The 26,101-nt window shown below is 27.9% G+C and carries 33 protein-coding genes; all 33 read right to left on the bottom strand.

Annotation, left to right across the window (positions count from 1 at the left end; translation table 11 throughout):
- Nucleotides 1-144: 144 nt before the first annotated feature.
- The 33 genes from recN to EK368_RS06710 all read right to left on the bottom strand — a co-directional run bounded on the left by recN (nucleotide 145) and on the right by EK368_RS06710 (nucleotide 26,090).
- Nucleotides 145-1,869, bottom strand: coding sequence for a DNA repair protein RecN (gene recN / locus EK368_RS06870; RefSeq protein ID WP_129597802.1), 1,725 nt, complete (start codon nucleotides 1,867-1,869; stop codon nucleotides 145-147).
- Nucleotides 1,870-1,884: 15 nt separating this feature from the next.
- The gene (locus EK368_RS06865) at nucleotides 1,885-2,334 is read right to left on the bottom strand and encodes an arginine repressor (protein ID WP_129597800.1); all 450 of its coding nucleotides are present in this window, start codon (nucleotides 2,332-2,334) and stop codon (nucleotides 1,885-1,887) included.
- 216 nt (nucleotides 2,335-2,550) lie between these two features.
- The gene (locus tag EK368_RS06860) at nucleotides 2,551-3,363 is read right to left on the bottom strand and encodes a TlyA family RNA methyltransferase (protein ID WP_129597798.1); all 813 of its coding nucleotides are present in this window, start codon (nucleotides 3,361-3,363) and stop codon (nucleotides 2,551-2,553) included.
- A gap of 11 nt (nucleotides 3,364-3,374) precedes the next feature.
- Nucleotides 3,375-5,249, bottom strand: a complete 1,875-nt coding sequence (gene dxs / locus EK368_RS06855; RefSeq protein WP_129597796.1) for a 1-deoxy-D-xylulose-5-phosphate synthase — start codon at nucleotides 5,247-5,249, stop codon at nucleotides 3,375-3,377.
- A gap of 34 nt (nucleotides 5,250-5,283) precedes the next feature.
- Nucleotides 5,284-5,901, bottom strand: coding sequence for a hypothetical protein (locus EK368_RS06850; protein WP_202976439.1), 618 nt, complete (start codon nucleotides 5,899-5,901; stop codon nucleotides 5,284-5,286).
- Between the two features lie 641 nt (nucleotides 5,902-6,542).
- A complete protein-coding gene (locus tag EK368_RS06845; RefSeq protein ID WP_341472779.1) occupies nucleotides 6,543-6,986 on the bottom strand; it encodes a divergent PAP2 family protein in 444 nt (147 codons plus the stop codon).
- Nucleotides 6,987-7,004: 18 nt separating this feature from the next.
- On the bottom strand, nucleotides 7,005-7,895 hold the full coding sequence (locus EK368_RS06840; protein ID WP_129597794.1) for a polyprenyl synthetase family protein: 891 nt from the start codon (nucleotides 7,893-7,895) through the stop codon (nucleotides 7,005-7,007).
- 1 nt (nucleotide 7,896) lies between these two features.
- On the bottom strand, nucleotides 7,897-8,154 hold the full coding sequence (locus EK368_RS06835; protein ID WP_243109372.1) for an exodeoxyribonuclease VII small subunit: 258 nt from the start codon (nucleotides 8,152-8,154) through the stop codon (nucleotides 7,897-7,899).
- Nucleotides 8,132-9,364, bottom strand: a complete 1,233-nt coding sequence (gene xseA, locus EK368_RS06830) for an exodeoxyribonuclease VII large subunit (protein ID WP_129597790.1) — start codon at nucleotides 9,362-9,364, stop codon at nucleotides 8,132-8,134. Before xseA ends, EK368_RS06835 begins: the two co-directional genes overlap by 23 nt.
- Entirely contained in the window at nucleotides 9,355-10,206 is an 852-nt protein-coding gene (folD, locus tag EK368_RS06825; RefSeq protein WP_129597788.1) for a bifunctional methylenetetrahydrofolate dehydrogenase/methenyltetrahydrofolate cyclohydrolase FolD, read from the bottom strand. The genes xseA and folD overlap by 10 nt, the downstream gene beginning before the upstream one ends.
- Nucleotides 10,187-11,170, bottom strand: a complete 984-nt coding sequence (locus EK368_RS06820) for an O-sialoglycoprotein endopeptidase (RefSeq protein WP_129597786.1) — start codon at nucleotides 11,168-11,170, stop codon at nucleotides 10,187-10,189. The genes folD and EK368_RS06820 overlap by 20 nt, the downstream gene beginning before the upstream one ends.
- Complete coding sequence (nusB, locus tag EK368_RS06815; protein WP_129597784.1) at nucleotides 11,170-11,565, bottom strand: transcription antitermination factor NusB; 396 nt, start codon at nucleotides 11,563-11,565, stop codon at nucleotides 11,170-11,172. The genes EK368_RS06820 and nusB overlap by 1 nt, the downstream gene beginning before the upstream one ends.
- Nucleotides 11,566-11,601: 36 nt before the next feature.
- Nucleotides 11,602-11,829, bottom strand: coding sequence for a DUF2273 domain-containing protein (locus tag EK368_RS06810; protein WP_129597782.1), 228 nt, complete (start codon nucleotides 11,827-11,829; stop codon nucleotides 11,602-11,604).
- A gap of 19 nt (nucleotides 11,830-11,848) precedes the next feature.
- A complete protein-coding gene (amaP, locus tag EK368_RS06805) occupies nucleotides 11,849-12,385 on the bottom strand; it encodes an alkaline shock response membrane anchor protein AmaP (protein WP_129597780.1) in 537 nt (178 codons plus the stop codon).
- A gap of 67 nt (nucleotides 12,386-12,452) precedes the next feature.
- The gene (locus EK368_RS06800; protein ID WP_129597778.1) at nucleotides 12,453-12,845 is read right to left on the bottom strand and encodes an Asp23/Gls24 family envelope stress response protein; all 393 of its coding nucleotides are present in this window, start codon (nucleotides 12,843-12,845) and stop codon (nucleotides 12,453-12,455) included.
- A gap of 81 nt (nucleotides 12,846-12,926) precedes the next feature.
- Nucleotides 12,927-13,601, bottom strand: a complete 675-nt coding sequence (locus EK368_RS06795; RefSeq protein ID WP_129597777.1) for a SpoIIIAH-like family protein — start codon at nucleotides 13,599-13,601, stop codon at nucleotides 12,927-12,929.
- Nucleotides 13,602-13,618: 17 nt separating this feature from the next.
- Nucleotides 13,619-14,200 (bottom strand): sporulation stage III protein AG, encoded by a 582-nt coding sequence (locus tag EK368_RS06790; protein WP_129597775.1) that lies wholly within the window; start codon nucleotides 14,198-14,200, stop codon nucleotides 13,619-13,621.
- Between the two features lie 18 nt (nucleotides 14,201-14,218).
- Nucleotides 14,219-14,842 carry a stage III sporulation protein AF gene (gene spoIIIAF, locus EK368_RS06785; protein ID WP_129597773.1) on the bottom strand — a complete coding sequence of 208 codons (624 nt, stop codon included), beginning with the start codon at nucleotides 14,840-14,842 and terminating at the stop codon, nucleotides 14,219-14,221.
- A gap of 3 nt (nucleotides 14,843-14,845) precedes the next feature.
- The gene (gene spoIIIAE, locus EK368_RS06780; protein WP_129597771.1) at nucleotides 14,846-16,018 is read right to left on the bottom strand and encodes a stage III sporulation protein AE; all 1,173 of its coding nucleotides are present in this window, start codon (nucleotides 16,016-16,018) and stop codon (nucleotides 14,846-14,848) included.
- Nucleotides 16,019-16,030: 12 nt separating this feature from the next.
- Nucleotides 16,031-16,417 carry a stage III sporulation protein AD gene (gene spoIIIAD, locus EK368_RS06775; RefSeq protein ID WP_129597769.1) on the bottom strand — a complete coding sequence of 129 codons (387 nt, stop codon included), beginning with the start codon at nucleotides 16,415-16,417 and terminating at the stop codon, nucleotides 16,031-16,033.
- A 16-nt stretch (nucleotides 16,418-16,433) separates the two neighbouring features.
- The gene (gene spoIIIAC / locus EK368_RS06770) at nucleotides 16,434-16,631 is read right to left on the bottom strand and encodes a stage III sporulation protein AC (RefSeq protein ID WP_053957750.1); all 198 of its coding nucleotides are present in this window, start codon (nucleotides 16,629-16,631) and stop codon (nucleotides 16,434-16,436) included.
- An 18-nt stretch (nucleotides 16,632-16,649) separates the two neighbouring features.
- Entirely contained in the window at nucleotides 16,650-17,171 is a 522-nt protein-coding gene (gene spoIIIAB, locus EK368_RS06765; RefSeq protein WP_165000357.1) for a stage III sporulation protein SpoIIIAB, read from the bottom strand.
- On the bottom strand, nucleotides 17,161-18,204 hold the full coding sequence (spoIIIAA, locus tag EK368_RS06760) for a stage III sporulation protein AA (RefSeq protein ID WP_129597765.1): 1,044 nt from the start codon (nucleotides 18,202-18,204) through the stop codon (nucleotides 17,161-17,163). The genes spoIIIAB and spoIIIAA overlap by 11 nt, the downstream gene beginning before the upstream one ends.
- 179 nt (nucleotides 18,205-18,383) lie before the next feature.
- Nucleotides 18,384-18,797 (bottom strand): CD1247 N-terminal domain-containing protein, encoded by a 414-nt coding sequence (locus EK368_RS06755; protein WP_129597763.1) that lies wholly within the window; start codon nucleotides 18,795-18,797, stop codon nucleotides 18,384-18,386.
- 48 nt (nucleotides 18,798-18,845) lie between these two features.
- Entirely contained in the window at nucleotides 18,846-19,403 is a 558-nt protein-coding gene (gene efp, locus EK368_RS06750; RefSeq protein WP_129597760.1) for an elongation factor P, read from the bottom strand.
- 56 nt (nucleotides 19,404-19,459) lie between these two features.
- A complete protein-coding gene (locus tag EK368_RS06745) occupies nucleotides 19,460-20,524 on the bottom strand; it encodes a M24 family metallopeptidase (protein WP_129597758.1) in 1,065 nt (354 codons plus the stop codon).
- A 178-nt stretch (nucleotides 20,525-20,702) separates the two neighbouring features.
- Nucleotides 20,703-21,311 (bottom strand): hypothetical protein, encoded by a 609-nt coding sequence (locus EK368_RS06740; RefSeq protein ID WP_129597756.1) that lies wholly within the window; start codon nucleotides 21,309-21,311, stop codon nucleotides 20,703-20,705.
- Between the two features lie 68 nt (nucleotides 21,312-21,379).
- Nucleotides 21,380-21,814, bottom strand: a complete 435-nt coding sequence (locus EK368_RS06735; RefSeq protein WP_129597754.1) for a prepilin-type N-terminal cleavage/methylation domain-containing protein — start codon at nucleotides 21,812-21,814, stop codon at nucleotides 21,380-21,382.
- A gap of 6 nt (nucleotides 21,815-21,820) precedes the next feature.
- Nucleotides 21,821-22,234: a type IV pilus modification PilV family protein gene (locus EK368_RS06730; RefSeq protein ID WP_129597752.1), complete on the bottom strand. Its 414-nt coding sequence runs from the start codon at nucleotides 22,232-22,234 to the stop codon at nucleotides 21,821-21,823.
- Nucleotides 22,235-22,246: 12 nt separating this feature from the next.
- Complete coding sequence (locus tag EK368_RS06725) at nucleotides 22,247-22,696, bottom strand: prepilin-type N-terminal cleavage/methylation domain-containing protein (protein WP_165000356.1); 450 nt, start codon at nucleotides 22,694-22,696, stop codon at nucleotides 22,247-22,249.
- Nucleotides 22,697-22,712: 16 nt separating this feature from the next.
- Nucleotides 22,713-24,362 (bottom strand): S-layer homology domain-containing protein, encoded by a 1,650-nt coding sequence (locus EK368_RS06720; protein WP_129597748.1) that lies wholly within the window; start codon nucleotides 24,360-24,362, stop codon nucleotides 22,713-22,715.
- A gap of 26 nt (nucleotides 24,363-24,388) precedes the next feature.
- On the bottom strand, nucleotides 24,389-25,546 hold the full coding sequence (locus EK368_RS06715) for a hypothetical protein (RefSeq protein WP_129597746.1): 1,158 nt from the start codon (nucleotides 25,544-25,546) through the stop codon (nucleotides 24,389-24,391).
- A gap of 4 nt (nucleotides 25,547-25,550) precedes the next feature.
- Nucleotides 25,551-26,090 carry a PilN domain-containing protein gene (locus EK368_RS06710; protein WP_165000355.1) on the bottom strand — a complete coding sequence of 180 codons (540 nt, stop codon included), beginning with the start codon at nucleotides 26,088-26,090 and terminating at the stop codon, nucleotides 25,551-25,553.
- Nucleotides 26,091-26,101: the final 11 nt, after the last annotated feature.

Raw genomic sequence — 26,101 nt, 5'->3', positions numbered from 1 at the left:
TAATAAAGTAATGGAGCAGGATTATGAACAATCCCACCCCAACTATTGACATAGAGCCTTAATTTAAAAAGGTAGATTTTTATACATTTATAGTTTTTTGATATTATATAGAAAATTATATGATTAATAAAATTTAAAATGTATTTACAATTTTCTCAATGTTTGCTTAAATGATTTTCCTATCTCTAACATTTCTTTTGCATGTTTCATTGTCAAATCCGTTAGTGAAGTTCCTCCTAATAATCTTCCTAATTCTGAAATTCTTTCTTCCTTAGGTAATTTTTTTATATTTGTAATAGTCATGTTATTGTAAGTTTGTTTTTCTATATGAAAATGATGATCTGCCATTAATGCAATTTGTGGTAAATGGGTAATACATAAAATTTGATGTGTTTGAGATATAGTTGCTAATTTTTCTCCTACAATATTTGCCGTTTTCCCACTAATTCCAGTATCTATTTCATCAAAAATTAATGTAGGAATATTATCCGATTTTGCCAAAATTGTTTTAAAAGCTAACATGATCCTGGACAATTCTCCTCCAGAAGCAATTTTTGATATAGGTTTTGGTTCTTCTCCTAAATTTGTAGAGATTAAAAATTCAATTTTATCTATTCCATTTGCATGAAAATAATTTTTTTCTAAATTATGCACATCATGAATAAAATGAACTTGAAAAGTTGCTTTATTCATATTTAAACTCATCAATTCTTGAGATATTTTATTTTGCAAACGATCTCCGATAGATCGTCTTAATTCACTTAATTGTATTGCAGCTTTCATATATTCTTTTTTGACTTTTTCTATTTGTTGTGTTAATTCTATTGAGATATTTTCACTATTTTCAATTTCTTCTAATTCTAAACCAATCTCTTTTCTGTATTTAAGTATTTCTTCTATATCATTTCCATATTTTCTCTTTAAATTATTGATTGTATCTAATCTTTTCTCTACATAGTCTAAAAGGGCAGGATCAAATTCAATTTGATCTTTATAACTCATAATATCTCTTGATACATCTTCAATCGTATATAAAGATTCTTGAAGTGTTTCAGAAATAAGACATATTTTTGAATCAAAGTCTTTAATACCTTCTAAATCTTTAAGAATTCGTCCAACTTCATCAATAATAGATGTATGTAAAGAATCCCCCTTATATAGTTTTTCATGAGCATTAGACATGATATGAAATATTTTCTCACTGTTAGCAACAAGTTGATGCTTTGTCATTAATTCTGTTTCTTCTTCTATTTTTAAATTACAAGAATCAATTTCTTGAATTTGAAATTTAAGCAAATCTTTTTTTCTTTCTCTTTCTATTTTATTTCCAAATAAAGATTCTAATTTATTTTCTAAGTATTTTAATTGTTGAAACTTAGAAGAAACAACTTGTTTGAGTATACAAGTTTTTTTCTCATCAAAAGAATCTAGTATATGAATATGATTTTCTGAATAAAGTAACGATTGGTGATGATGTTGACCATGAATATCAATAAAATGTTTACTAATTTCTTTCACTAATGAAACGGTAACTACTCTATCATTTATTCTGCAAGTACTTCTACCACTGCTATAAATTTCTCTTGTCAAAATAATCGTATGATCTTCTAATAAATCAATACCTTTTTCTTTTAATAAAGTTTCTAATTCTTTGTCATTGCATTTAAAAATCAACTGAATCACAGATTTATCGGAACCTGTTCGAATATAATTTTTATCGGCTCTTTCTCCAATGGCCATGTTTACTGCATCAATAATAATAGATTTACCAGCACCTGTCTCTCCAGTGAGAATATTTAATCCTTCGTAAAAATGAATATCTAATTTTTCAATAAGTGCAAAATCATGGATAATTAATTCCAAGAGCATATATATACCCCCAGCCTATTTCATAAGTTCTTTAAAATGATCTACTACTTCTTCTATTTTTTCTTCATGACGAACAAGAATAAAAATTGTATCATCTCCTGCTATAGTACCTACAATTTCTTTTATTCCTAATGCATCAATAGAAGCACATGCAGCATTTCCCGCTCCTACTAAAGTTTTTAAAACGATCATATTTCCAGCATAATCTATAGATAAAATGCAATCTTTAAAAAGTTTTACCAATCTATCAGAAATAGCAGGTTCTTGTTGGTTCATAGAAGCATATTTATACTTTCCCTCTTTTCCTAAAACCTTAATTAATCTTAATTCTTTTATATCTCGAGATACGGTAGCTTGTGTAACTTGAATATTATTTTCTTTGAGTGCCTCTGCTAATTCTTCTTGAGTTTCAATTTCATATTTCTCTATAATTTCTAATATTTTAGAATGTCTTGCATACTTCATAAAGCGCCTCCTATTATTCATAAATTTGAATAAAATATTAATTTTTTCAGATAAATAATCATATATATATATCATAAAATTATATAAGTATATGAAATATTCTACATCATTCACCTTTATCCTTTATATTTTATGCATTATTTATGCAAAAAACAAAATCTTCTTTTAGAAGATTTCGACTGCTGATAAAGTATATTGTAATAAAGTTATAGAAGTTTACTTATTATTAAGGATATCATGAGAATTTTTAACAACAACTTCAATCATATTTATATCAAGAGATTCATTTGATTCTATATTCTCAAGATATCCAAGATATTCAATGTTTCCTTCAGGACCCTTAATAGGAGAAAAAGATAGTCCTTTTATAGTAAATCCTGCTTCTAATGCAAATGATAAAACATTTTCAATTACTTCTTTATGAACCTTTATATCTCTTACAACTCCTTTTTTTCCTACCTTATCCCTACCTGCTTCAAATTGAGGTTTGATTAAACAAATAATTTCACCGTTGATCTTCATTAGTTTTTTTAGTACAGGAAGTACTAATTTTAAAGATATAAAAGAAACATCTATAGAAGCAAAATCAATTTCTTCATTGATATCTTCTTTCTCTACATATCTTATATTGGTTCTCTCCATGACAATAACTCTATCATCTTGTCTTAATTTCCAATCAAGTTGTCCATACCCAACATCTATAGAAAAAACCTTAGTGGCTCCATTTTGCAACATACAATCGGTGAATCCTCCAGTAGATGCGCCTATATCCATAGCTTTTTTATTAAAAAGATTTATAGAAAATTCTTTCATAGCTTTTTCTAATTTTAATCCTCCACGACTTACATAGGGAAGTACATTACCTTTTATTTCTATTTCTGCATCAATAGGTACTTTCATTCCTACTTTATCTATTCTCTGACGGTCCACAAATACAATTCCTGCCATGATGTTTTTTTTTGCTTTTTCACGAGAATCAAAAAATCCTCTTTCTACCAAAAGCATGTCTAATCTATTCTTTTCTCCCATTTTTATCGCTCCTATTGATTGATCATTTTTCTAATTTGATTCATAACTCCTAATACATCTATTTCATACTCTCTAAAGAGTTCATCTGTATTTCCATGTGCTATAAATTGATCTGGAAGTCCTAATAATGCTACATTTTTATCAATGATTTTTTTTCTTTCAAAGAGTTCTAAAATTTGACTTCCAAATCCACCAATAATCACATTATCTTCTAATGTAATAATATGGTTTATATTAGAACAGACAGAAAGGATTGTTTCTTCATCTAATGGTTTTATAAATCTTGCATTAATCACTGTGGCAAAAATATTTTCAGATTGGAGTTTTTCTGCTGCTTCATAAGCTATTTGTACCATTTTTCCACAAGCAATCAAACACACATCTTTTCCGTTTAATAGAACTTCTGATTTTATGCTTTGGATAGGTTCTTGAGTGGTTTTACAAAAATCATCATTTGTTCCTCTAGGATATCTTATGGCAACAGGGGTATTGAGAGTAGTTGCAAATCTCATCATATCAGAAAGTTCATGACCATCTTTTGGTGCCATAATAGTCATATTAGGAATATGACTTAAAAAAGACAAGTCAAATACACCATGATGAGTTTCTCCATCATTACCTACTAATCCACTACGATCTATACAAAAAATCACTGGTAAATTTTGAAGACATACATCATGAAGAATTTGATCATATGCTCTTTGTAAAAAAGTAGAATATACAGCAAATATAGGTTTACATCCATTAGAAGCAAGTCCTGCACAAAATGTTACTGCATGTTGTTCAGCGATACCTACATCAAAGAAACGATTAGGATATGTAGCAGCAAAATCATTCAAACCCGTACCAGATGGCATTGCTGCAGTAATTGCTACAATACTTGTATCTTTTTTTGCTAAATCTACAATAGTTTTACCAAATATTGTAGAATAACTTGGCTTCTTTTTATTACTTCCAATTACATTTCCGCTTTCAATTTCAAACGCACCAATTCCATGAAATTTATCTGGATTTTTTTCGGCATAAGAATAGCCTTTCCCCTTTTTTGTAAGAACATGAATAAATACAGGCCCTTTAATATTCTTTGCTCTTTTTAGAACCACTTTTAGTTCTTTTATATCGTGTCCATTTACAGGGCCTAAGTATGTAAATCCTAATTCTTCAAAAATAATTCCTGGAACTAAAAAGTATTTTAAACTATCTTTTGCTTTTCCAGCTGTTTTATACATCGCTTTTCCAACAGCAGGAATTTTATTTAAAAAATACTCTACGTCATCTTTGACTTTAAAATACTTAGGATCTGATCGCAGTCTATTTAAATATTTAGATAATCCCCCTACATTTTCAGAAATAGACATTTCATTATCATTTAATATAACAATAATGTCTGTATTCATATGTCCTGCATGATTTAAAGCTTCAAAGGACATGCCTCCTGTTAAAGCCCCATCTCCTATTAAAGCAATGACAGAATAATCTTCTTTGTTTAAATCACGAGCTTTGGCAATACCTAAAGCTGCAGATATAGAAGTACTGCTATGACCTGTTTCAAAGCAGTCATGGTCACTTTCACATCTTTTAGGAAATCCACTCAGTCCCTTATATTGTCTTAGTGTATGAAAAAGATCTTTTCTTCCTGTTAACAATTTATGTACATAAGATTGATGCCCTACATCCCATATAATCCGATCCTTTGGAGTATTAAAAATACTATGCATTGCTAGTGTCAATTCTACAATTCCTAGATTAGATGCTAAATGCCCGCCCGTTTTGGATACATTTTCAATTAAAAATTTTCTAATTTCATTTGATAATTGCTTTAGTGATTCATCGCTAATATGTTTTAATGCTTGAGGAGAGTCTATATTAGACAGTAAATCTATCACTTAATTCATCTCTCTTTCCCATTTGGTGTATAGTTTATTTTTTGCTTTTTTTAGGTAAAAGATCTATACCAAGCTTATGGTTAATATAATATAATACCTTTCCAACATAAAAAACAATTTCTTTTGATTTTTTTAAGGCAAGTTGTTTACCAAATGCTTTACCCCCTACGGTAAAAGCTGCTACAAATGCACTGAGGATTACACTTAAATAGGATACGTTTATAGAAATCATTTTATTTAGTTGCAAAACAATAATTGTAGCAGCAGCACCACTTATAATGCCACACACATCTCCGATTACATCGTTACAAAAACTTGATACCAATCCTGCATTTCTTACTAGATTTATAGCAAATTTGGCACCTCTTACTTTTTTTGATGCCATGGCATGAAATGGCTTTTCTATAGATGCAGCTACTGCAATGCCTATTGTATCAAACAATATTCCTGTTAATATAATAAAAGTTAAAATGAAAAAGGCTATAATAATATTTACACTCTTTAGCACTTTTTCAGAAATAAAACTCATTCCAATAGCCAAAAAAAATGTCCATATGGTTATAAAAATAATCCATTTAATAGGATTGGATTTATTTTTCTTATCATTTTTTTTCCTTTTGGAAACACTTTTTTGTTTCGATTCTGTTTCCATATCTCTCACCTTTTTGATCATGACGTAACAAATTATATATTGTAAGTGGTAACATATTAAGTAAATTTTGCGGCTTAGGTCTAGTTGGATTTCCCAAAGAGATACTGGTTTGTCGCCAAATCAGTAGTTTCCTTTTCAATCTCTTTATATCTTGTCGCCAAAGATATGACTAGATTACCACTCAGTCCACACTGCAATCCTTAATAGGCTTCAAAAGAACAGTCTAGGAGTTTTCCTCAACAGTCAAACCATTTCTTAGCCTCTTTTGCAGAATGGGTTTCGAATAGCAATGGTTAATTTTCATGGGCCCCATGAAAGTTTAACCTGTATCTATTATCCGCCGTACTCCACTCAAGGCAGGCTACGCTACATATAATACAAATGTATTATATAGTAGGTTTATCCTAAAAAATTTTAGGTCTCCACGAAGAGAGGGTCATCGCCCACATGCCATTGTGGATCGCCCCCTTCTTCTTACTCCCAGAATTAACCCCCGACTGGGCGTCAGCAGCCAATACCAGGAACTTCATCGATGTGCCCTTTGACGGATTTTTAGCCCCGCCTTCAGAAATGGTAGATCTGACTAGAATACTGCACCACTTACAAAGTAAATTATATTATAACATATTAAAATATGAATATCAAATGACTAGATTTGCTATAAAAATACCTAAAATCGCTCCAGCGATTACTTCAATAGGAGTATGTCCAATAAGTTCTTTGAGTCGTTTCTCACCAATGGGCTTGTGGTTTTGTTTATCTTCTATTATTTTGTTGAGTATAATAGCCTGTTTTCCAACAGCTCTTCTTACTCCAGATGCATCATACATAATAATTAGCGCAAAAGCAATAGATATTGCATATTCTAAGGAATCCCATCCTTTTTTTAAACCAACAGCCGTAGATAATCCCATAACTAAAGCAGAATGAGAACTTGGCATTCCACCTGATCCTACAAATCTGTATAAGTTTACTTTTTTATCTTTTACAAGACTAATGATCACTTTAAGTAATTGTGCAATAAACCAAGACAACAAGGTTACGCCAAGCATCTCATTTTTTAAAACTTGCTGAACAAAGAACAACTTGTTTCCTCCTTAACATTAATAATCCCTTTTTACTAAGAAATCTGATAATGCCATAAAAAACTCTGATTTTTCTCCGAATTTTTCTATGGAATGAATACTATTTTCAAATAATTGTTGTACTTTTTGTATAGAAGCTTCTAGCCCATGGATAGATGGATATGTAGCTTTATGATTTTGCTGATCACTTCCAATTTTTTTACCTAATTTTTTTTCGTCTCCTATAATATCTAAAATATCATCTGTAATTTGAAATCCTAAGCCAATATTTTTAGAAAAATCTGTGAGAGAAGATAATTCTTCATCATCTGCTCCTCCTAATATAGCTCCTGCACGAATGGAGGCAATAATGAGTGCCGCTGTTTTATTTTTATGTATAAAATTTAAAGTTTCTTCATCTATTTTTTTATTTTCACTAAGTAAATCTACGACTTGTCCTCCAATCATACCATAAACGCCAGCAGCAGTAGAAATTTCTTTGGTAGCCAAAACCTTTTTATAAACATCTTCTTTATTTTTTAAAGCACCCTCTATCATTAACTCAAAAGCATAATTTAAAAGAGCATCTCCTGCTAAAATAGCCATTCCTTCTCCATATACTTTATGATTTGTAGGTTTTCCTCTTCTAAAATCGTCATTATCCATAGCAGGTAGATCGTCATGGATCAATGAATAGGTATGAATCATTTCTACTGCACATGCAAATGGTAAAGCTTCCTCTATATTGCCTCCTACAAATTCAGTTGCAGCAAGCAATAAAATAGGTCTTAATCTTTTTCCTCCTGCAAAGATGCTATAACTCATAGCATCAAAGATTTCTTTTTGTAAATAATCTTCCTTTGGCAAATAGATATTCATAGCTTGATCAATATATGTTATCTTATCCTTAAGAACTTGTTGCAAATTCATATTAATCCCCCTTTATCTTTGCATCTGACAACTCAAAAGAAATCTCTTCTCCGTTCATAAGTATTTGAATTTTTTGTTCACTTTTCTCTAAGTAATCATTACAATATCTATAAAGACCTATTCCTTCTTCATATAAAGATAAAGTTTCATCTAAAGATAGGTTTCCTTCATCTAATAAGCTAACTATAGATTCTAGCTTTTTTATAGCTTCTTCAAAGGAATCTTCTTTTTTGAATTTAAGATGTCCAAAAGTGTTCAATGGAATGATCCTCCTTCTTTTTATGAGTAACAGTACAATTAAGATGTCCATCTGTTAACATAATATTTATACGATCACCCTTTTTCACTTGATCTATCTTATAAATATTATTTCCATTTTCGTCAAATGTAATAGAGTATCCTCTTAAAATAGTTGAAAATGGATTGAGTGCTTCTAATTTAGATGCATTTTTAACAAGTTGAGATTGAGAGTTTTGTATTTTTTTATTTGCATAATCATATAGATTTCTTTGAAGCAGATCTAGTCTTTGAGTTTCTTCAAGCAATTTATGTTTTGTTATAGATAATAACTTATGCTTATTTATTCCTATGAGTTGATTATGTTTTTTTTGTATATAGTAATTCCATGAAGTATTTAATTTTTTATAAAAACCATTCAAATTATTTTTAAAATCGCTTATTGGAGGAACTGCTATTTCGGCAGCAGCAGAAGGAGTAGGTGCACGAAGATCTGCTACAAAATCAGCTATAGTATAATCTGTTTCATGGCCTATGGCAGATATAATAGGGATTTTTGAATTCCAAATGCTCCTAGCTACCACCTCTTCATTAAAAGCCCATAATTCTTCTATGGAGCCTCCTCCTCTAGCTATAATAATAATGTCTATATCTGCATATTCGTTATTCAGATGATTAATAGCATTAGAAATTTCTAATGCTGCATTTTCTCCTTGAACCAAAACAGGATAAATCAGTAAATCTACATAATGACTTCTTCTCTTAGAAACAGAAATAATATCTCTAATTGCAGCTCCACTAGGAGATGTCACTACAGCAATTTTCTTAGGAAAAGAAGGTATCTTTTTTTTAAAATCAAACAAACCTTCCTTTTTAAGTTTTATCTTTAGTTGTTCAAAGGCTAAATGAAGTGTTCCTATTCCATCTGGCTCAATTTCTCTAATATACAATTGATATTGCCCGTCTCTTTCATAAGTTGAAATATAACCATTTGTAATAATATGCATTCCATTCTTAGGCTCAAATTTTATTTTTTCATAATGATCTTTAAACATAACACAATTGATTTTACTTGCTTCATCTTTTAAAGAAAAATATGCATGACCGCTCCCATGAAGTTTAAAATTTGAAATTTCTCCTTTTAAATAAATAGAATTTAAAATTGGATCGCTGCTTATTAATCTATGAATATATCTATTTAATTCTGATACAGTTAAAGTTTTTATTTGCATTGATCTCTAGCTGCCTTCAATGTGTTTTGCAGTAACATAGTAATTGTCATAGGACCTACCCCACCTGGAACTGGAGTAATCCATGAAGCTTTATCTACTGCTTTATCAAATTCTACATCTCCAACTAATTTTCCATCTATCTTTCTTGTTCCTGCATCAATAACAATAGCACCTTCTTTGATCATATCTCCTGTAATAAGATTAGGACTTCCAACAGCAGCAACTACAATATCTGCCATAGCTACATGCTGTTTAAGATCTTTTGTTTTAGAATGACAAATTGTAACAGTTGCATTTTCTCTTAATAAAAGTACTGCAGCCGGTTTTCCTACAATATTACTTCTTCCAATTACTACTGCATGTTTTCCATTAATCTCTTCTCCTGTTCTTTTAATAAGTTCTATAATTCCTTTAGGAGTACAAGGAACAAAAGAAGGCTTTCCTAAAAGCATATTTCCAGAATTTACCGCATGGAATCCATCTACATCTTTACTTGGAAGAATATGCGAATTAATAATATCTTCATTAATTCCTTTTGGAAGGGGAAGTTGTACTAAAATACCATGAATTTTAGGATCTTGATTTAATTTTTCTACTAAGTCTATGATTTCACTTTGAGTAGTGTTTTGAGGAAGTTTATATGCTTGTGAATAAAAACCTACATTTTTACAAGATTTTTCTTTCATTGAAACATATACAGAAGAAGCTTCATCATCTCCTGCTATGATTACCGCAAGTCCTGGAACAATCCCGTGAGAATTTTTTAAATCATTTACTTCTTTTATAATATTTTCACGAATTTCTCCAGAAATTTTTTTACCATCAATAATTTGAGCTTTCATTTATAATTCCTCCCTTTTTATTTTTATTACCCAAAAGAGCAATGCCTACCGCATTATCTGTACAATATTTTGCATGTCCAAAGAGAATATCATATTCTTTATTTTCAAAGTATGTATGAATATATTGTTTTATATATATACTTGAGGCTACTCCTCCAGAAATCAAAACTTGTGTTAGTGCAGTTTTTTTGATAACTTTTTCTATAGTTTTTGCTAAAGCTATAGAAATACATTTAAAAACTGATGCACAAATGATAGATTTTTCATATTCTTTTTCTATAAGCTTATAGGTAAATGTTTCTGGTCCTGAAAAGCTCATATATGTATCTTTTATAGATACCGGAATAGAAACTTCTTGATCTATTCCAGTACAAGCGAATGTATCCATTTCTTTTCCACAAGGAAAAGAAATGCCTAGTGCCACACCAATACGATCAATGAATTGACCTGCACTAATATCAGAGCTTCCACCTATAATATCTATGATATATCCACCTTCTTTATTATTTATTACATGAAGAATTTCTGAAGTTCCTCCAGATAAATGTATTGCTAAAAATTCACTTTTAAGTTTTTTTGAAATAGACCATTTTGCAGCTTCAATATGTCCCTCTTGATGACTAAATTCTTTATATTCACAACAAAGAGTATGAGAAAGCACCTTTCCAAAAGATTGGGATGTCTTAAACACAGGCATATAAGAATCTTTCATAGGTCTAGGTTTGTTACTTACACAAATAGTTTTAATAAGATGTCCTATAGATAATCTATCTATTTTTTCAAATAAAAGAGGAAGATTGACAACATGTTGAAAGAGGGCATCTGATTGTCTTAATCCCCTCTTTCCTATTTTAACATCTAGTAGCTTTCTATCTTCAAAGAGCAAATGATTATTTTCATCTACAACAGCTATAGAAGTTGTATAATTGCTTGTATCTATTCCTAATACAAGATTTTTCATCATTATTTATCCTCTAATATACTTCCTAAGACACCATTTATAAATTTACTAGATTCATCTGTGCTAAATTTCTTAGAAAGTTCAACAGCTTCATTAATAGAAACAATCTCAGGAACATCATCTATGTAGTGAATTTCTGTGATGGCTATCCTAAGAATAGTAAGATCCACTTTAGCAAGTCTGTTTATTTTCCAACCTTTTGAATGTTTTTCAATAAACTTATCAGTTTTTTCTTTATTTAAAATAAAACTCATAGCTACTTTTTTTATATAATCTTCTTGGTCATTTTCAGGCAAATCTTTTAAAAATTTTCCAATCATTTCTTCAGAAAAATCATTTTGAATGTCCATTTGAAAGCATAATTTCATTACCATTTCACGTGCTAGTTTTCTATTCATAAATTTCCTCCTAATATTATCATGATTACATATTTATTATTTATACTTTCCTAGAGGAAGTATTTTATCTAATATTTCTATTAAATTTTCTTTATTATCTAGTTTACTACCAATAAAGTACCCTATATAGATGAATATGCTTATAAAAATTGTTTTAATGAGTCCTATTGATAAAATTAAAATACTTGATAGAAATCCTATTGAGATACCTATAATTTTCCAAAAATGTTTATGAAATATACAAATTATTTTTTCTTTATCCATGATCATACCCCACTTGTATTTATTCTACTCTTTTTTTGCCTTGTAGTGCAATATCATGAATCATTATTTTTACTTCCTTGACTTCAATACCTGTAGTAGATTCAATATGTTCTTTTACTTTTTGTTGAATAGCAATAGAAGTTTCAGGAATATTTGTATCACTAAGGGCAAAAGCTTTTATCTCTATTAAAATATTATGATCCATATATTTTGCTATTGCTTTTAGATCTTTTAAACCATAAATACTTTTAGAAGCCTTTTCTGCCATGCTTTCAATTGCCTCTATTGAGATTTGTATTTCTCCATAAGTTGTATGTCTTATAATGGATTTCATTTCTGAATTAGAGTTTTTGATTCCTGAAACAAGAAATCGTATACTAAGAATAAAAAAAATCATAGGGATGATACTATTTTCTAAACTCATTTTATATTTTTCAAAAAAATAGATTGCCCAATGATAAGTAAATTCATTAAAAGGAATCATTATAAGTACTAAAGATACAATAGCAATACATAAAGTATATATACCGAAGAAAAATCTGTCTATAAACTTCATCTTAAGTCTCCTTCCTCAAAAATATTTAAACTAACCCTCTGAAATTTCAGAGGGTTAGTTTAATTTCTTATTTTACTCTTAAAGCATTTTCTTCTTTTTCATCTTTATCAAGATTTACACCTTGTACATGGATATTGACCTCTAGAACTTTAAGACCTGTCATAGTTTCAATTGCTTTTTTTACATTTTCTTGTATTTTCCAAGCAACATCAGGAATTTTTACACCATATTCTACAATAATGTATAGGTCTATTGCAGTTTCTTTTTCTCCAACTTCAACTTTTACTCCTTTTGCTAGGTTTTTACGACCTAACATTTCTGCAATACCACCACCAATGCCGCCACTCATTCCAGCTACACCATCAATTTCAGTAGCTGCTAATCCTGCAATTACTCCAACTACTTCATCAGCAATCTTGATTTGTCCATTTTCAACTGCATCTACATTATTATTGCTCACTAATGATACCCCCTGCTCTTATGTAAATAGCTTCTACCTTACAAACATTATACCAAAACCTTTTACCATTTACAAACTTAACTAAAATTTATTTGATATTTTTATATGCTCTGGAGAATACTTTGTTTCTCTCATAACAATATCTAATATTTTTGCTACATCTGAATCTGCCAATTGTTCTATTTCTACAATGACATTTACAGAGTTGTCTGTAATAAATACCAATGCATTTTCAAAACCTTTTGATTCAATCAAGTTTTCAACTATTTTTTCTTTATTCATAATGTCAATTAACTTCATTTTTTCATTTGTAGCTGCTTTTGTGTTTTCTTCGTCTGTTTTATCATTATTGATAATTTCATTTAATAAGGATACCATTTTTTCTCTTTCTAAATTCATATTTAATCTAGATTCTATAAAATAGTTTGTTCTATTTACCTTTTGACTATTGATTGTTTCTTTGATATTTTTACTAGTCTTTTGAATAATATCATTTACTTCACAATTACTACTATCTACAACATCCATTTCTTCTTTTATAGATTCATTAGAGTCAGTAGATTCGATTGTTAGATTTGCATCTTTTACATTTTCTTCATTGTGTAACTCTGCAAGCTTTTTTTCTTCATATTTTTGAAACTCTGTAGAAGTCTCTAAAGCTGTATATTTACCAATTGCATAATTAAGATAACCAATCAAACAAAGAGTAAGTGCTAATGATAAAACCAAAACATTCCTTCCTCGTATTTTAAACATTTTTCATACCTCCTAAACTATTTTTTTTCATATACCATTACTTTATGTGCAGGAACTTGGAAAATAGTTTGTACAGCTTCAATTAATGCTGTTTTAATCATTATATCTCCAGCTCCTTCTGCTACTACTACTACCCCTCGTATTTGTGGCTTTATTTCTTTGATTACAATTAATTTGTCATTTTGTCCACTCATCACCATATTTTGACTTGAATCATCTTGAGTAGTAGTCCTTGTCCCACCTTGAGCATCTTTTTCCTCTGTAATCTGCGTAGATTTGGTTATGTTTGAAGCAGGAACTACTTCTGTACTTGCTTCATAGGTAACCATGACTTCAACTTCTCCTACTCCTTTGATTTGACCCAGTATTTGTTTGAGTTGAACTTGGGCAGTATCTTGATAATTATTTTGTGAAATATCCTCTTCCTTTGTATTTTGAATAGAAATGTCTTGATTTTTGTTACTGTTTTTTATAGGAAAAAGTGTATCCCATGTAATCAAACCTATTATGCATACAATGATGATCATTAACAAATTATATATAATTTTTTTATGATTATGATTCTGAAGATACTCCTTTATTGGATTAAACATTTTCATAATAAATCACTCCCCATATCATTTTTCATCATGCATAGAAATGAAAATTTGATCTTTATCTATTTGATAGATATTTGAAATACTCTCTTTTATTTTTTTTATAACTGGAATAGTGTCTTGAGATTTATAATCTGAATCTGGAGGTTTTCCTATGGGTGAAATAGACACCGTTTGAATTTTTTTATTTGTAGAATCATTTATAGGATTTTTTAAAACAATATTCATTTTTTTTATTGCTCCAAAGTTTTCATGCTCTTTAGATGTTTCTATTTCAGCATTTACTTTTAAAACCATACACTGTGTATCTTGCTCAATTTTATCTTTAATATTTGTTTCTATTTTTTGAGTATACAATTTTATAACTTGTTGATTCTGAATATTTCCAAGATCATCAAAGGTTAAAGATAGATTTTTTTGGTCTATTGCTAAAGATGTCTTTAAAACTTCATCTTCTATGTTAAAATTTCCATGTACTATTTGTAGAAGTGGACTTAAAATTACAATCATGACTAAAAGTCCTATAATCATTTTTATGTACTTCTTCATATTACTATTTGGTAATAACATTTCTAGAAAAGTAATGAAAATTACAACAGATACGATATTAATAATCCAAGATCTTAAAAAGTTCATCATGTTCATCACCTACCTCATCATCATAGTAATATTACCAGCTCCTACAATCATGGTTACTGCTAAAAAAAACATAATTGCTACACAAATTACACTACCTAATATTAAAACCATTGCATTGCTCAGATCACTAAGACAATCTATTAATGGATTTTCAACTATAGGTTGTATTACTGCTGTAGTTACTTTATAGATAAAAATTAAAGATAATATTTTTAAAAGAGGCATGATCAAAATAAAACCTAAAATAATTAATCCTAAAGCCCCTGTAGCATTTTTAAGAAGTAAAGAATATCCAAGAATCGTATCAAAAGCATCAGATACAAATCCTCCTACTACAGGAATAAATCTATCTACTGCAAATTTAGCTGTTCGAATCGTAACACCATCTGTAGTAGAAGCTGTAATCCCCTGAATGGTAATAATTCCTGTAAATATTGTAAGCATAAACCCTATGAGTACAATGCAAACTTGCTTAAGAAAAGATGCAAGTCTAGATACTTGTACTTTAGAGGAAAGATGATTTACTATAGATAAAATGACTGAAAAAAATATAATTGGCATGATTAAATCTTTTATAAGTGTACTAATAATACTTACAGAAGCTATCAAAACTGGTTGAAAAATAGCTGTTGAAGTAATAGCACCCATAGATATTAAAAATGTTAATAATACTGGAAGTAGTGCTTGCATAAAAGAAACCATATCATCAATAGCTTGTATTCCTATTCTTGTAGCAATAGAAAAACTTTTTACAGCAATAGAAATAATCATTAAATAACATGCCATATAAGCCATTTTTCCTACTGTTTCACTCTCAAAAGCAGTGGATAAATTGTTTAAGAAAGCACAAAGAATAGATAATACAATAAGTTTTGCTAATAATGAAGAGTTTGCTATGATTTCTTTAAAAATATACTTTAATAAACCATGCAATATTTTTTTCAGTTCAAAGGTATTTTCTCCTTTTACAAAAGAAAGTAATAGCTTTTTTATATCTATTTTAGGAAAATAATCTTCTATATCATGATTTAAGCTTTTTATAGTTTCCTCTAGTTCTTCTAAATTTGTATTTTCTAATTGTTCTAGTATCAATTGATCTGTAAGAGGACTTTCATTTTGAGCATAAATACAATGAGGATACAAAAAAGAAAGTAAAAAAAAGGTAATTAATAATTTTTTCATTTTATTCACATCCTATGGCATTAGTTGTACAATCAAATGAAAAAGTGCAAGTAAAATAGGAACAGATAGTACCATAATAAGAACTTTCCCAGCCAATTCAATCTTAGAAGCAATAGCAGTTTCTCCTGCATCTTTACAAACTTGAGCTCCAAATTCAGCTATATAAGCAATACCTACTATTTTAAAAATTGTTGTAATATATACTACATCCATATTAATTTTTTGAGCAAACATATTTAATACTTCTAATACAGATGCTAATTTTGTAGCTATGAAGATAAAGATAATGATTCCTGTTGCTATGCTAATTTGTATTGATATTTCTGGTTTTTGATTTTTAAGTACAATGGTTAATATTGTTGCCACAATTCCCAAAGCAACTATTTTAAATATCTCCATCTAAACCACACCTTTATTAATATAATTGAAACATTGTTTTTACAGTAGAAAATAGATTGCTAATGAGTTGAATGACCATAAAAAGTACTACTACAATGCCTACGAGAGTAGTCATCATGGCTTGTTCTTCTCTTCCAGAATGTTTGAGTACTAAATTTAATACAGATACTAATATCCCTATTGCTGCAATTTTAAAAATCAAATCTACATTTATGTTCATCAAAAGTCCTCCTTATATCAATATAATTACAATAGCTAAACCAGCTAAAATGCCCATGCTTTTACACAACTTTCCATTTTTATTTTTTAATTCATCTGCATTTTGCTGATGTTTTTGTAATTGTAAATAAATCCATTTAAAATTCTTCATTTGATTTTCTTGATCTGTACGTCCTAAATTTTTTCCAAAATCTATTAATATTTCTTTATCTTCTTGTGTTAAAGCTGTACGATTAAAGTTATTTTCTATAGCTTGATTCCAAGCTTCGTCTACACTATATCCAATCCTCTTAGAAAGAATTTTATGAACATCTTTAAATATTTGATGAATAGATTGATTGCTTTGACTCCCTATCTTTTCCATAGCTATAACAAGAGGAGTGGCTACATAAGTAATTTCTGTCTCAAGAAGTTGAAAAGATATATATAGATCTTTTAATTGTTGTAGCCTTTGTAAATATCTAAATGAATATAGATATCCTATGATTGAAGAAGATAAAACAATCAATATAGAACATAAAATTTTAATGATCAAATACATTCCTCCTATCTTTTAGAGGATAGGTAATAATTATTTTTTTTGTTGTTCCATCGATAATCATTTTTATAGTTCCAACTTTAGGATGGTTTGAAAGAATTATAATTCTTTCAAAAATTCCTTCAGAAAGTAGATACTCTAAATTTTTTCTTTTTTCTATTTCTTCCATACTCGTTCCATGAACAGTTGTAATCAGTTTGATTCCTGCATGAAGTGCTTCTTCTAGGGCATAAATATCTTCTATTTTTCCTATTTCATCTGTAGCAATGACTTGAGGAGACATGGAACGAATCAGCATCATCATACCTTGGGCTTTAGGACAAGCATTGAGTATATCTGTTCTTATTCCTATATCATTTTGAGCTATTCCTTGATATACACCACAAATTTCAGATCTTTCATCTACTACACCAATCTTTAATCCTCTAAAACCTAAAGAAGGCATTCCGTTGCTTAAATTTCTTATAATATCTCTAAGCAAAGTAGTTTTTCCACATTGTGGAGGAGATACAATCAATGTATTATAAAAAATTCCTTGATCTAGAAGATAATTCATAATATGATCAGATACACCTATTTTTTGTTTTGAAATTCTAATATTAAGACCAGAAATATCCTTTATTGTTTTAATTTTATTATTATTTATAACAGAAGTACCACAAATACCAACTCTATGGCCTCCTTTTAGGGTGACAAATCCATTTTTGATTTCTTCTTCTAATGCATATACAGAATAATCTGTAATAAGTTCGTATGCTTTATGAACGTCTTCTTTTGTAACCAAATAACTTTGAGATGGGTCTTTACTAATTTTTGAATTCTTACTAATGAAAAAATCTTGATTTTTTGCAAAAAACATTAAAGGTTTACCATTTCTGAGTCGGATTTCTTCCATATCTTTTATAGATTCAGACGGAAGTCTAATAAATATTTCTCTTAATTGAATAGGAAGCGATTCTAATATCTCTTTTTTTAATCCATTGTTAAAAAACTGCCTATTTTTAAAATTTTTATCCTTTTGTATTTCCATAACATGTCCCCCTTTCTATCATTAATATTTAAATAAGGCAAATATTATGATTAAATTTTTTATAAAAAAATAAAAAGATTATGTCATTTTTATACAAAAAATTCATATAGATTAAATTTTTCCATAAAAAAAACTGATACATAATAAAATGTATCAGTTTTTTAAAAAAGTATTAGTGTTTATTCGTGATCATGATCTCCACAACAACAGCATCCATCTTCATCACAACATTCATCAATATATATTTTCTCATGACAGCTTGGACAAACTAGTTCAGCGTCTTCATCATCTATTAATTCATCTTCAAGATAAATCACTTCATGACAATTTGGACATTCAACTTCTACAAAATCCATATCTTCTTCATCTTCTTCAAACATTTCATCTTCAACTACTGCTAAATCTTCATCTATACTTTCAACATATTCATCTAAATCCTCTACTTCTTCATGTAATTCTTCTATAGAATCAGCAAAATCCTCTAATACATCGACAATATTCAAAAGAAGTTTTCCTTCTTTTGATTCTTCACTGATTTCCATTCCTTCTGCTAAACCTCTTAGATATGCTACTTTTTCATAAAGATAACTCATTACATAGCCCTCCTTTTTATTTTTTAATATATATGCTTATAGTATTTCCTAAGCTCTTGATAAATAATCTCCTGTTCTTGTATCAATTTTGATTCTATCTCCTTCATTGATAAAAACAGGAACTTGTACAACTGCACCTGTTTCTAAGGTAGCAGGTTTTGTTACATTGGTTGCAGTAGCTCCTTTTACAGCAGGTTCTGTATATGTAACTTCTAATTCTACAAAATTTGGTGGATCAACTTGGAAAGCTTTACCTTTGAAAAATTTAACAGTAGCTGTATCATTTTCTCTTAAATAAAGCATAGCATCTTCTACCTCCTCTTTTGTAAGAGGAATTTGATCATAAGTTTCATTATCCATAAAATAATATAGATCTCCATCACTATATAAGTATTGCATTTCTTTTGTTTCTATATGTGCTTTTGGAAATTTATCATTAGGATTAAACGCCTCTTCACGAGTACCTCCTGTTAATATACTTTTGTATTTAGTTCTTACAAAAGCAGCTCCTTTTCCAGGTTTAACATGTTGAAAATCTAAAACCACAAAAGGTTCTCCATTTATTTCAAATGTAATACCCTTTCTAAAATCACTAGCATAAATCATTTGTATCCCTCCATATTTAATTTATTGTGCTCTTAGATATTATCTACTAGTATGTCTTATAATTCAATAAGTTTTTTTGGAGATTTTGAAAGAATTTCATTTCCTGTTTCTGTAACCAGTATTAAATCCTCAATTCTTACTCCTCCGAAATTAGGAATATAAATACCTGGTTCGTCTGTAACAACCATGCCTGATTGAAGAATAATATTTCCTTTAGGAGATAATGTAGGTTGTTCATGAATTTCTAACCCAACTCCATGTCCTAAACCATGTCCAAAATTTTCTCCATATCCTCTAGCTGTAATGATCTCTCTTGCAATTTGATCTACATCTAGTCCTTTTATACCCGGTTTTATTGCTGCTAAAGCATTTTCTTGTGCCTCTAAAACAATATTATAAATTTCTTTTTGCTTAGCATTTGCTTTTCCTAATACAATGGTTCTTGTCATATCAGAACAATATCCTTCATAAACACAACCAAAATCTATGGTAATTAAATTCCCCTGCTCTATTTTTTTAGAAGATGCCACTCCATGTGGAAGAGATGATCGAGTACCTGATGCTACAATAGTATCAAAAGATAATGAAGAAGCACCTTTTTTCTTCATAAAAAATTCTAATTCTAAAGCGACCTCATGTTCTGTCATTTCTGGTTTTACATATGAACAAATATGTGTAAAAGCTTGATCTGCAATAGATGCTGCTTTTTTTATAGATTGAATTTCTTTTTCATCTTTTATAATTCTTAAATCATTCATCATTCCTTTAATAGGAACTAAAGTCATTGTATTAAAATAATTTTCAAATTCTAAGTATTGATCATATGTAATAAACTCATCTTCAAATCCCATATTTTTAAGTTTGAATTTATTAATAATAGAATAAATATTATGCTCATAATTATGTTCTAAAATATCATAATCTATACATTGTTTTGATGCTTGTGCTATATATCTAGAATCCGTAATAAATATAGCTTGATCCATTGTAATAAGTACATACCCATGAGTACCAGTAAAACCACTTATATATCTTCTGTTTTCAGGTTTTACAATTAGGATACTTTCCAAATTTCTCTGTTGTAGAACACTTCTTAATTTAGAAATTCTATGTAACATCAAAATCCCCCCTAAAAAATCTATCCATCTATTTCCCAAAATACTAAAGAATCTCACCTTTTAATCCTATAATATGATAACATAATTTTAGTATTTTGAGTAGAATTTTTCATAGATGTATTAAATAGTAAATCTAAAATTATTATATCCTATTTGTGTTGAATATTTTCATGCCTATTTATTAATAATATTGAAAATAGTCTTTTATTTGTAACGGACTTATTTTAATAATAGGTAAACTATTTAAATCTTCTTCAAAGCTCTCTTCTTTAGGTAATGATATTACTGCCTTTATATATTTTTTAGAATAATTATAAATTCCTAAGCTTTCTATTAAAATACACATACCTTCATTAGATTTATTACATAGTATCTGAGTTTCATAAGAATGATTAAGATTATAATTATAAAAAGGATTTTTATTTGTTTTTTTATAAGATTGAATTTGAGGTATAAAATTTTTAGAAAAATAATCATATAAAACAGGTGGTTTATAATCTATAGTGATATTTTTCTCTATGCTTTTTGTATAATTTATTTGATATTCTTTTCGATCTTTTAGATAAATAGAAACAATTTCTTCTATCTTGTTTGAACAATAATATAAGCCTTCATCTATTCCAGATTCTGCAAGATAATAAGCTTTTATACTGTCTAAGTGAGAAGATATCATATGATAGTGATTTAAAAATAATGTAGTACTTAAAATCAATAACATAAATAAAAGCATTCCAATCATACAAGCACCTATACTAATGCTTCCTTTATCTTGATGAATGTAATTTTTCATAATTTTTTACCTTTCATTTATTCTTAATTGAATAGTTTCATTATAATATTGTCCAAATACTTCTACTTTTACAAGTTTTTTTTTATAATTTCATGTACATAAATGTCTTCAATATTTTTGATTACCACATTATTTTCTTTATTCTTATTGGTTCTAAGCTCTTTATTATTTTTATAAAAATATAGTAGTGTATTAGAAGAATGGTTTTTATACCCACTTAAATCAATATATACAGTTTCATTTTGATCATTTTTAAGTTCAAATACTTTTATTTTTGAATCATAAACTATTTGTTGTTGATTACATTCTCTTATATTTCTCTGTATATGTAATAACACCTCATGAACATTTTGTCTATCATTTAAAATCCTTAACTGCCTATTACAATTTTTGAATTGAAATAGAAAAAAATATGTAAAAGATCCTATAATAATAGAAAATAAAGTTAAAGATAACAATGCTTCTATTAAAGTAAATCCTTTATTATTCTTTATACCTTTCATTATCCTCTACTCCTTTAAGACTACTTCATAATCAGATTTATAAGGTGTCAAATAAATATAAGATGATAATTCATAACTTTCTTTTGTTTGATTATCTTTGATATGAAAATTAATTTGTTTAATAGATTGTGAATTCGTTTTATTGATTACAATTTTTATTTCATAATAATTTGATAGAATATCTGTTTCTTTTTCTATGATATCTTCTAATGAATATTTGTAATTGTCTATCAATATATTTCCTGATGCTTTAATTTCTTCCATATAGCTTTCTGCTAATTTCCCCAATTTATATTGACTTTTACTTTTTAGAGCTATTTTGTTTATTTGTGAAAATAAAGGTAAGGTAGTACTAACAATCACAATTAGTATACTTAAGGAAATTAAAACTTCTATAAAAGTAAATCCTTTGTTATTCATTTTAAAATCTCCTCAATATATTTTAGAAATTATAATTCTTCCTGTTCCAATTAAAGTTTCAATTTTAATTTTATGATTTTTAGTGTCCATAATAGTAAATTTCCCGTATGAAGTCATTCCCTTATGATTGTAAACAATTTTATGATTACTATTATTTTGAAAATAAAATTTTATAGAAGGGTGAAATTTTTCTATAAAAATAGTTTTTCCCATCAAGTCAGTTTCTCTAATCCGAAATCCTTTTCCGTTATCAATAGATTCTACACAGTAGCTATTGACTTCATCCATACTTAACTGCTTCGCTAATAATAATGTACTTTGAATTTTTTGAGCAGTACTTTCTAATATTTTTCTTTCATATAGCTTTGAAGTAGTAGGAAATACAACAAAAGAACATATTCCTATGATAAATATCACCAATATAACTTCAATTAAAGTAAATCCTTTGTTTCTTTTACTCAATAAAATCCCTCTATCTCTATAATTTATTACATGCTTGCAATGTATATAACATATATACGACTTCTGCTCTTGAAATATATTGATTTTGTCCACTTAAGCTCTTTGACCGAGTATATTTTTCATAAAGCATTTTCTGTGCAATATCATTCCACTTAAAAAGTTCATTTCCAGGTAATGCTTGAATAATTTTTTCTATTTGCTCATAAGTAATAAAATGATTAGAATCTTCTATTTTATGTATGTAAGAAATATCATCTGATTTTATTACTCTTTTTAATAAAGTTTTAAATTCTTCATTTGTGATAAGCTGATTGGGTCTAAAGGTTTGATCTATATATCCATATACATAATTCCTTCTCACGAAAGAATAAATTTCTTCATTTGCCCAGTGGATTTGTATATCTTTTAAATTTGGATATATAGGATTATCTAATAGAGCATATATTCCTCCAGAATAAGAAGTGTTCGGGATATATGTTGAGATGGTATTTTCATCTATTGTACTATATAGGTATCTCCATTCTCCATGAATATATTGATAAATCCCTCCAGTTATATCTCCATAGTATTTAAAACTAAGAAGCATTGGTTTTTTTAAAAAAATATTGTCTACATCATTTTTAATTTTAATTTCATAAGGTTTACTCATATATTCATAGCATGTATTTTCTTGTTTAAACTGAGAAAAATCTTTTTTTTGCAAAGATATGAAAATTTCTTGATAAAAAGTTCCTTGTGGAATAGAAACAATTACATTTTCATCTAAACTACTTATACTTCCTCCCTCTATATTTATATTTTTATAATAACTACTCTCTTTCCCCTGTTCTAATCTTGTATCTTGAAAAGATTGTATATATCCATCTTTAAAGCCATCCTTATATCCTACTAAAAAAGCTTCTACATATACAGAGGATTCTTTCAATAAATGAAAATTAGATATTACTTCTTCTTCTTTAGGAAGAGTATTTTTCCAATTATTGTTCTTACTTTTTAAAAAATCAATTTTCCCATAAATTTTACCCATTTGATTTCCTATTTGCGTTCCGTGAAGAATACCATTTTCTTTTAAAAGTTTTTTCTCATCTATATTTTCCATCTGAAAAGAATAATTGTAATTTTCTTGATATGCTATTTGATAAGCATCAATGAAGCTCATCTTATATTCTTCTCCTATATTATTTAAATCATATCTATTGATGATTTCTATATAAGAAGGTATTTTTGTTTTATAATTATTGCTTTGATGATGGTAAAAATCTTCTTTTCCATAAATGCTACCCATTAATCCTCCAAACCAGTTGCCATGCTCTGCTCCCAAATTTCTAAGTATTTTTTGTGAATACTTATTTTTAGATATCTCTTGGTATCCTAAATAAAATCCATCTTTAAATCCTTTCTTAAAATCACTTTTATGAGTATTTGTAGTTTGATTTAAGTACTCATTTTTTAAAATATTATTTTTTTCTTTTTCAAAAACTTCTTCCCAATCACTTTTTTTATCACTCTTTATATCTTTTTGTTGATAAAGTTGTCCTAAAATATTCCCCATTATTTTACCTTTTTCATATGGATTGTCAGTATTTTTTTCATGATGAGCAAGTCCAAAAGAGGGGAGAAGAATCATGATTCCTAATATTAAATAAAATATTTTCATTTTTTTCATATATGAGCACTCCTTTTTTTAAAATACTACTCATAAGCAATTTCTAGATTGTCAAATAAAAAACTGCCTTCTATTGCAGAATCAAAATTTATACTTTGTATATAAAGTCTTTCTACGATAGCTGGATAGGAAATTTCTGTTGGAAGATCATATTTTAAATATTTCCATCCAGTCCAATTAATTTTATTTGTTAAAGGAATATGGTATAATTTTCCATTCGTGTCTTTTAGCACTATCCCCATTTGATGATTATTTTGCTGAAAAGAGTATACAGAAATACCCAACTTTCCTTTTTTAGAAATATATATTTTTTTATTTTCATATACTAAATTCGCCATATTTTTTCTAGAGGGATTTATAAAATTATAAGTTACTTTTAATGAATATTTTCCTTCATTTTTTTGAGTATCTTTTATAAGTTTTCCTTGTATATTTTTATTTGAACCTATAAAAAAAGTATTTACTGTTTCAAATCCATCTAAAAGAATTTTTTTAGATGGATTTGTTTCTTGTATAATAGGTGTACTTTCTTCATTTTCAGAAATTTGGAGTTTATCTGTCTTGATAGAAGATGAAAAAGGGTCTTCTTTTATGAGATCTATTTTTTTAAAAACTTCTTCATTTTGTAGAAAAGAATCTTTCACAGGTTTAGATAAACTATAAAAATTTAATGAAATAGAGCTAGATAAAATGTGATCTTCAACACTTTCTATTTGTAATTCATCTATGATTATTTTCTTTTTATACCCTCTTATTTTTTTCAAAAAAATTATCAAATCATCATAGGTACATTTCATCGGAATTATAGCTTTTATACAAAATATTTCTTGATCTTTAATTTTTTCTTTGTTTTCTTTTGAAAATTGAATAGAATCAAATTCTACATTGCTATTATAAAAAATTTCATTACAAATCAAAAGAATATGTTCTTGCTTAAGAGATAAAAAAATTTTATCATTTGCTTTCTTTATTTCTTTATTCGATTGTTCATATTCTTCATCAATAATTTGTTTTTGATTTAAAATATTTTTTCTTTCTTCTAATTTTTTTGTATGAATTTGTAGTGTTTCTTTTAAAGATTTCAATTTGCATATTTGTGGAGATAAAATATAAAAATAATAAAAACAAAAAACAATAAGTATGATGATAACTTTTGTGAATAGCACCTTTCTTTTTAGATACATGATCTTAAAACTCCTTTATACAAAAAATAAGAGTAAACTCATAGTTTTCTTTCTTTTCAATATTAGAAATAAATATTTCTTCAAAACAATTTGTACATTCTAAATTATGTTGAAACTGTGCAATAGCTATTTGAGTTGTAGCAAAACCTCTTATTTTAATTTCTTTAAAGTTAATTTGAATAGTTTGAAAAAACAAATTATTCGGAGTCATATTTTTAAGAGTATTTAATAAATAATCATTGATTATATCTTTGTCTCTTATATATAAATTTAAATTATCCAATTCATTTATATAGTTTTTCATCTTGCTTATACTTTCTTTCTTGTTTTGAATATCTTTTATTTTGTCATAAGAAAGATTGGAGTTTTCTTTATTTACAATATCTATTTGATAATTGATTTTTTTTATATGAAAAAAATTCAAAAAAGGAATCACTAAAAATGCAAAGATAAAAATCATAATTATAATATAGCGGATCAATTTACTTATGTTTTTTATTTTTTTATCATGTAAGTGAACATTGAAAAAGTTAAAATTATTCACTTTCATTCCTT

The organism is Anaerophilus nitritigenes (assembly GCF_004138215.1).
GTDB lineage: Bacteria > Bacillota > Clostridia > Peptostreptococcales > Thermotaleaceae > Anaerophilus > Anaerophilus nitritogenes.
The sequence above is the reverse complement of the archived record's forward strand: the minus strand, read 5'-3'. Positions and strand labels throughout refer to the sequence as shown.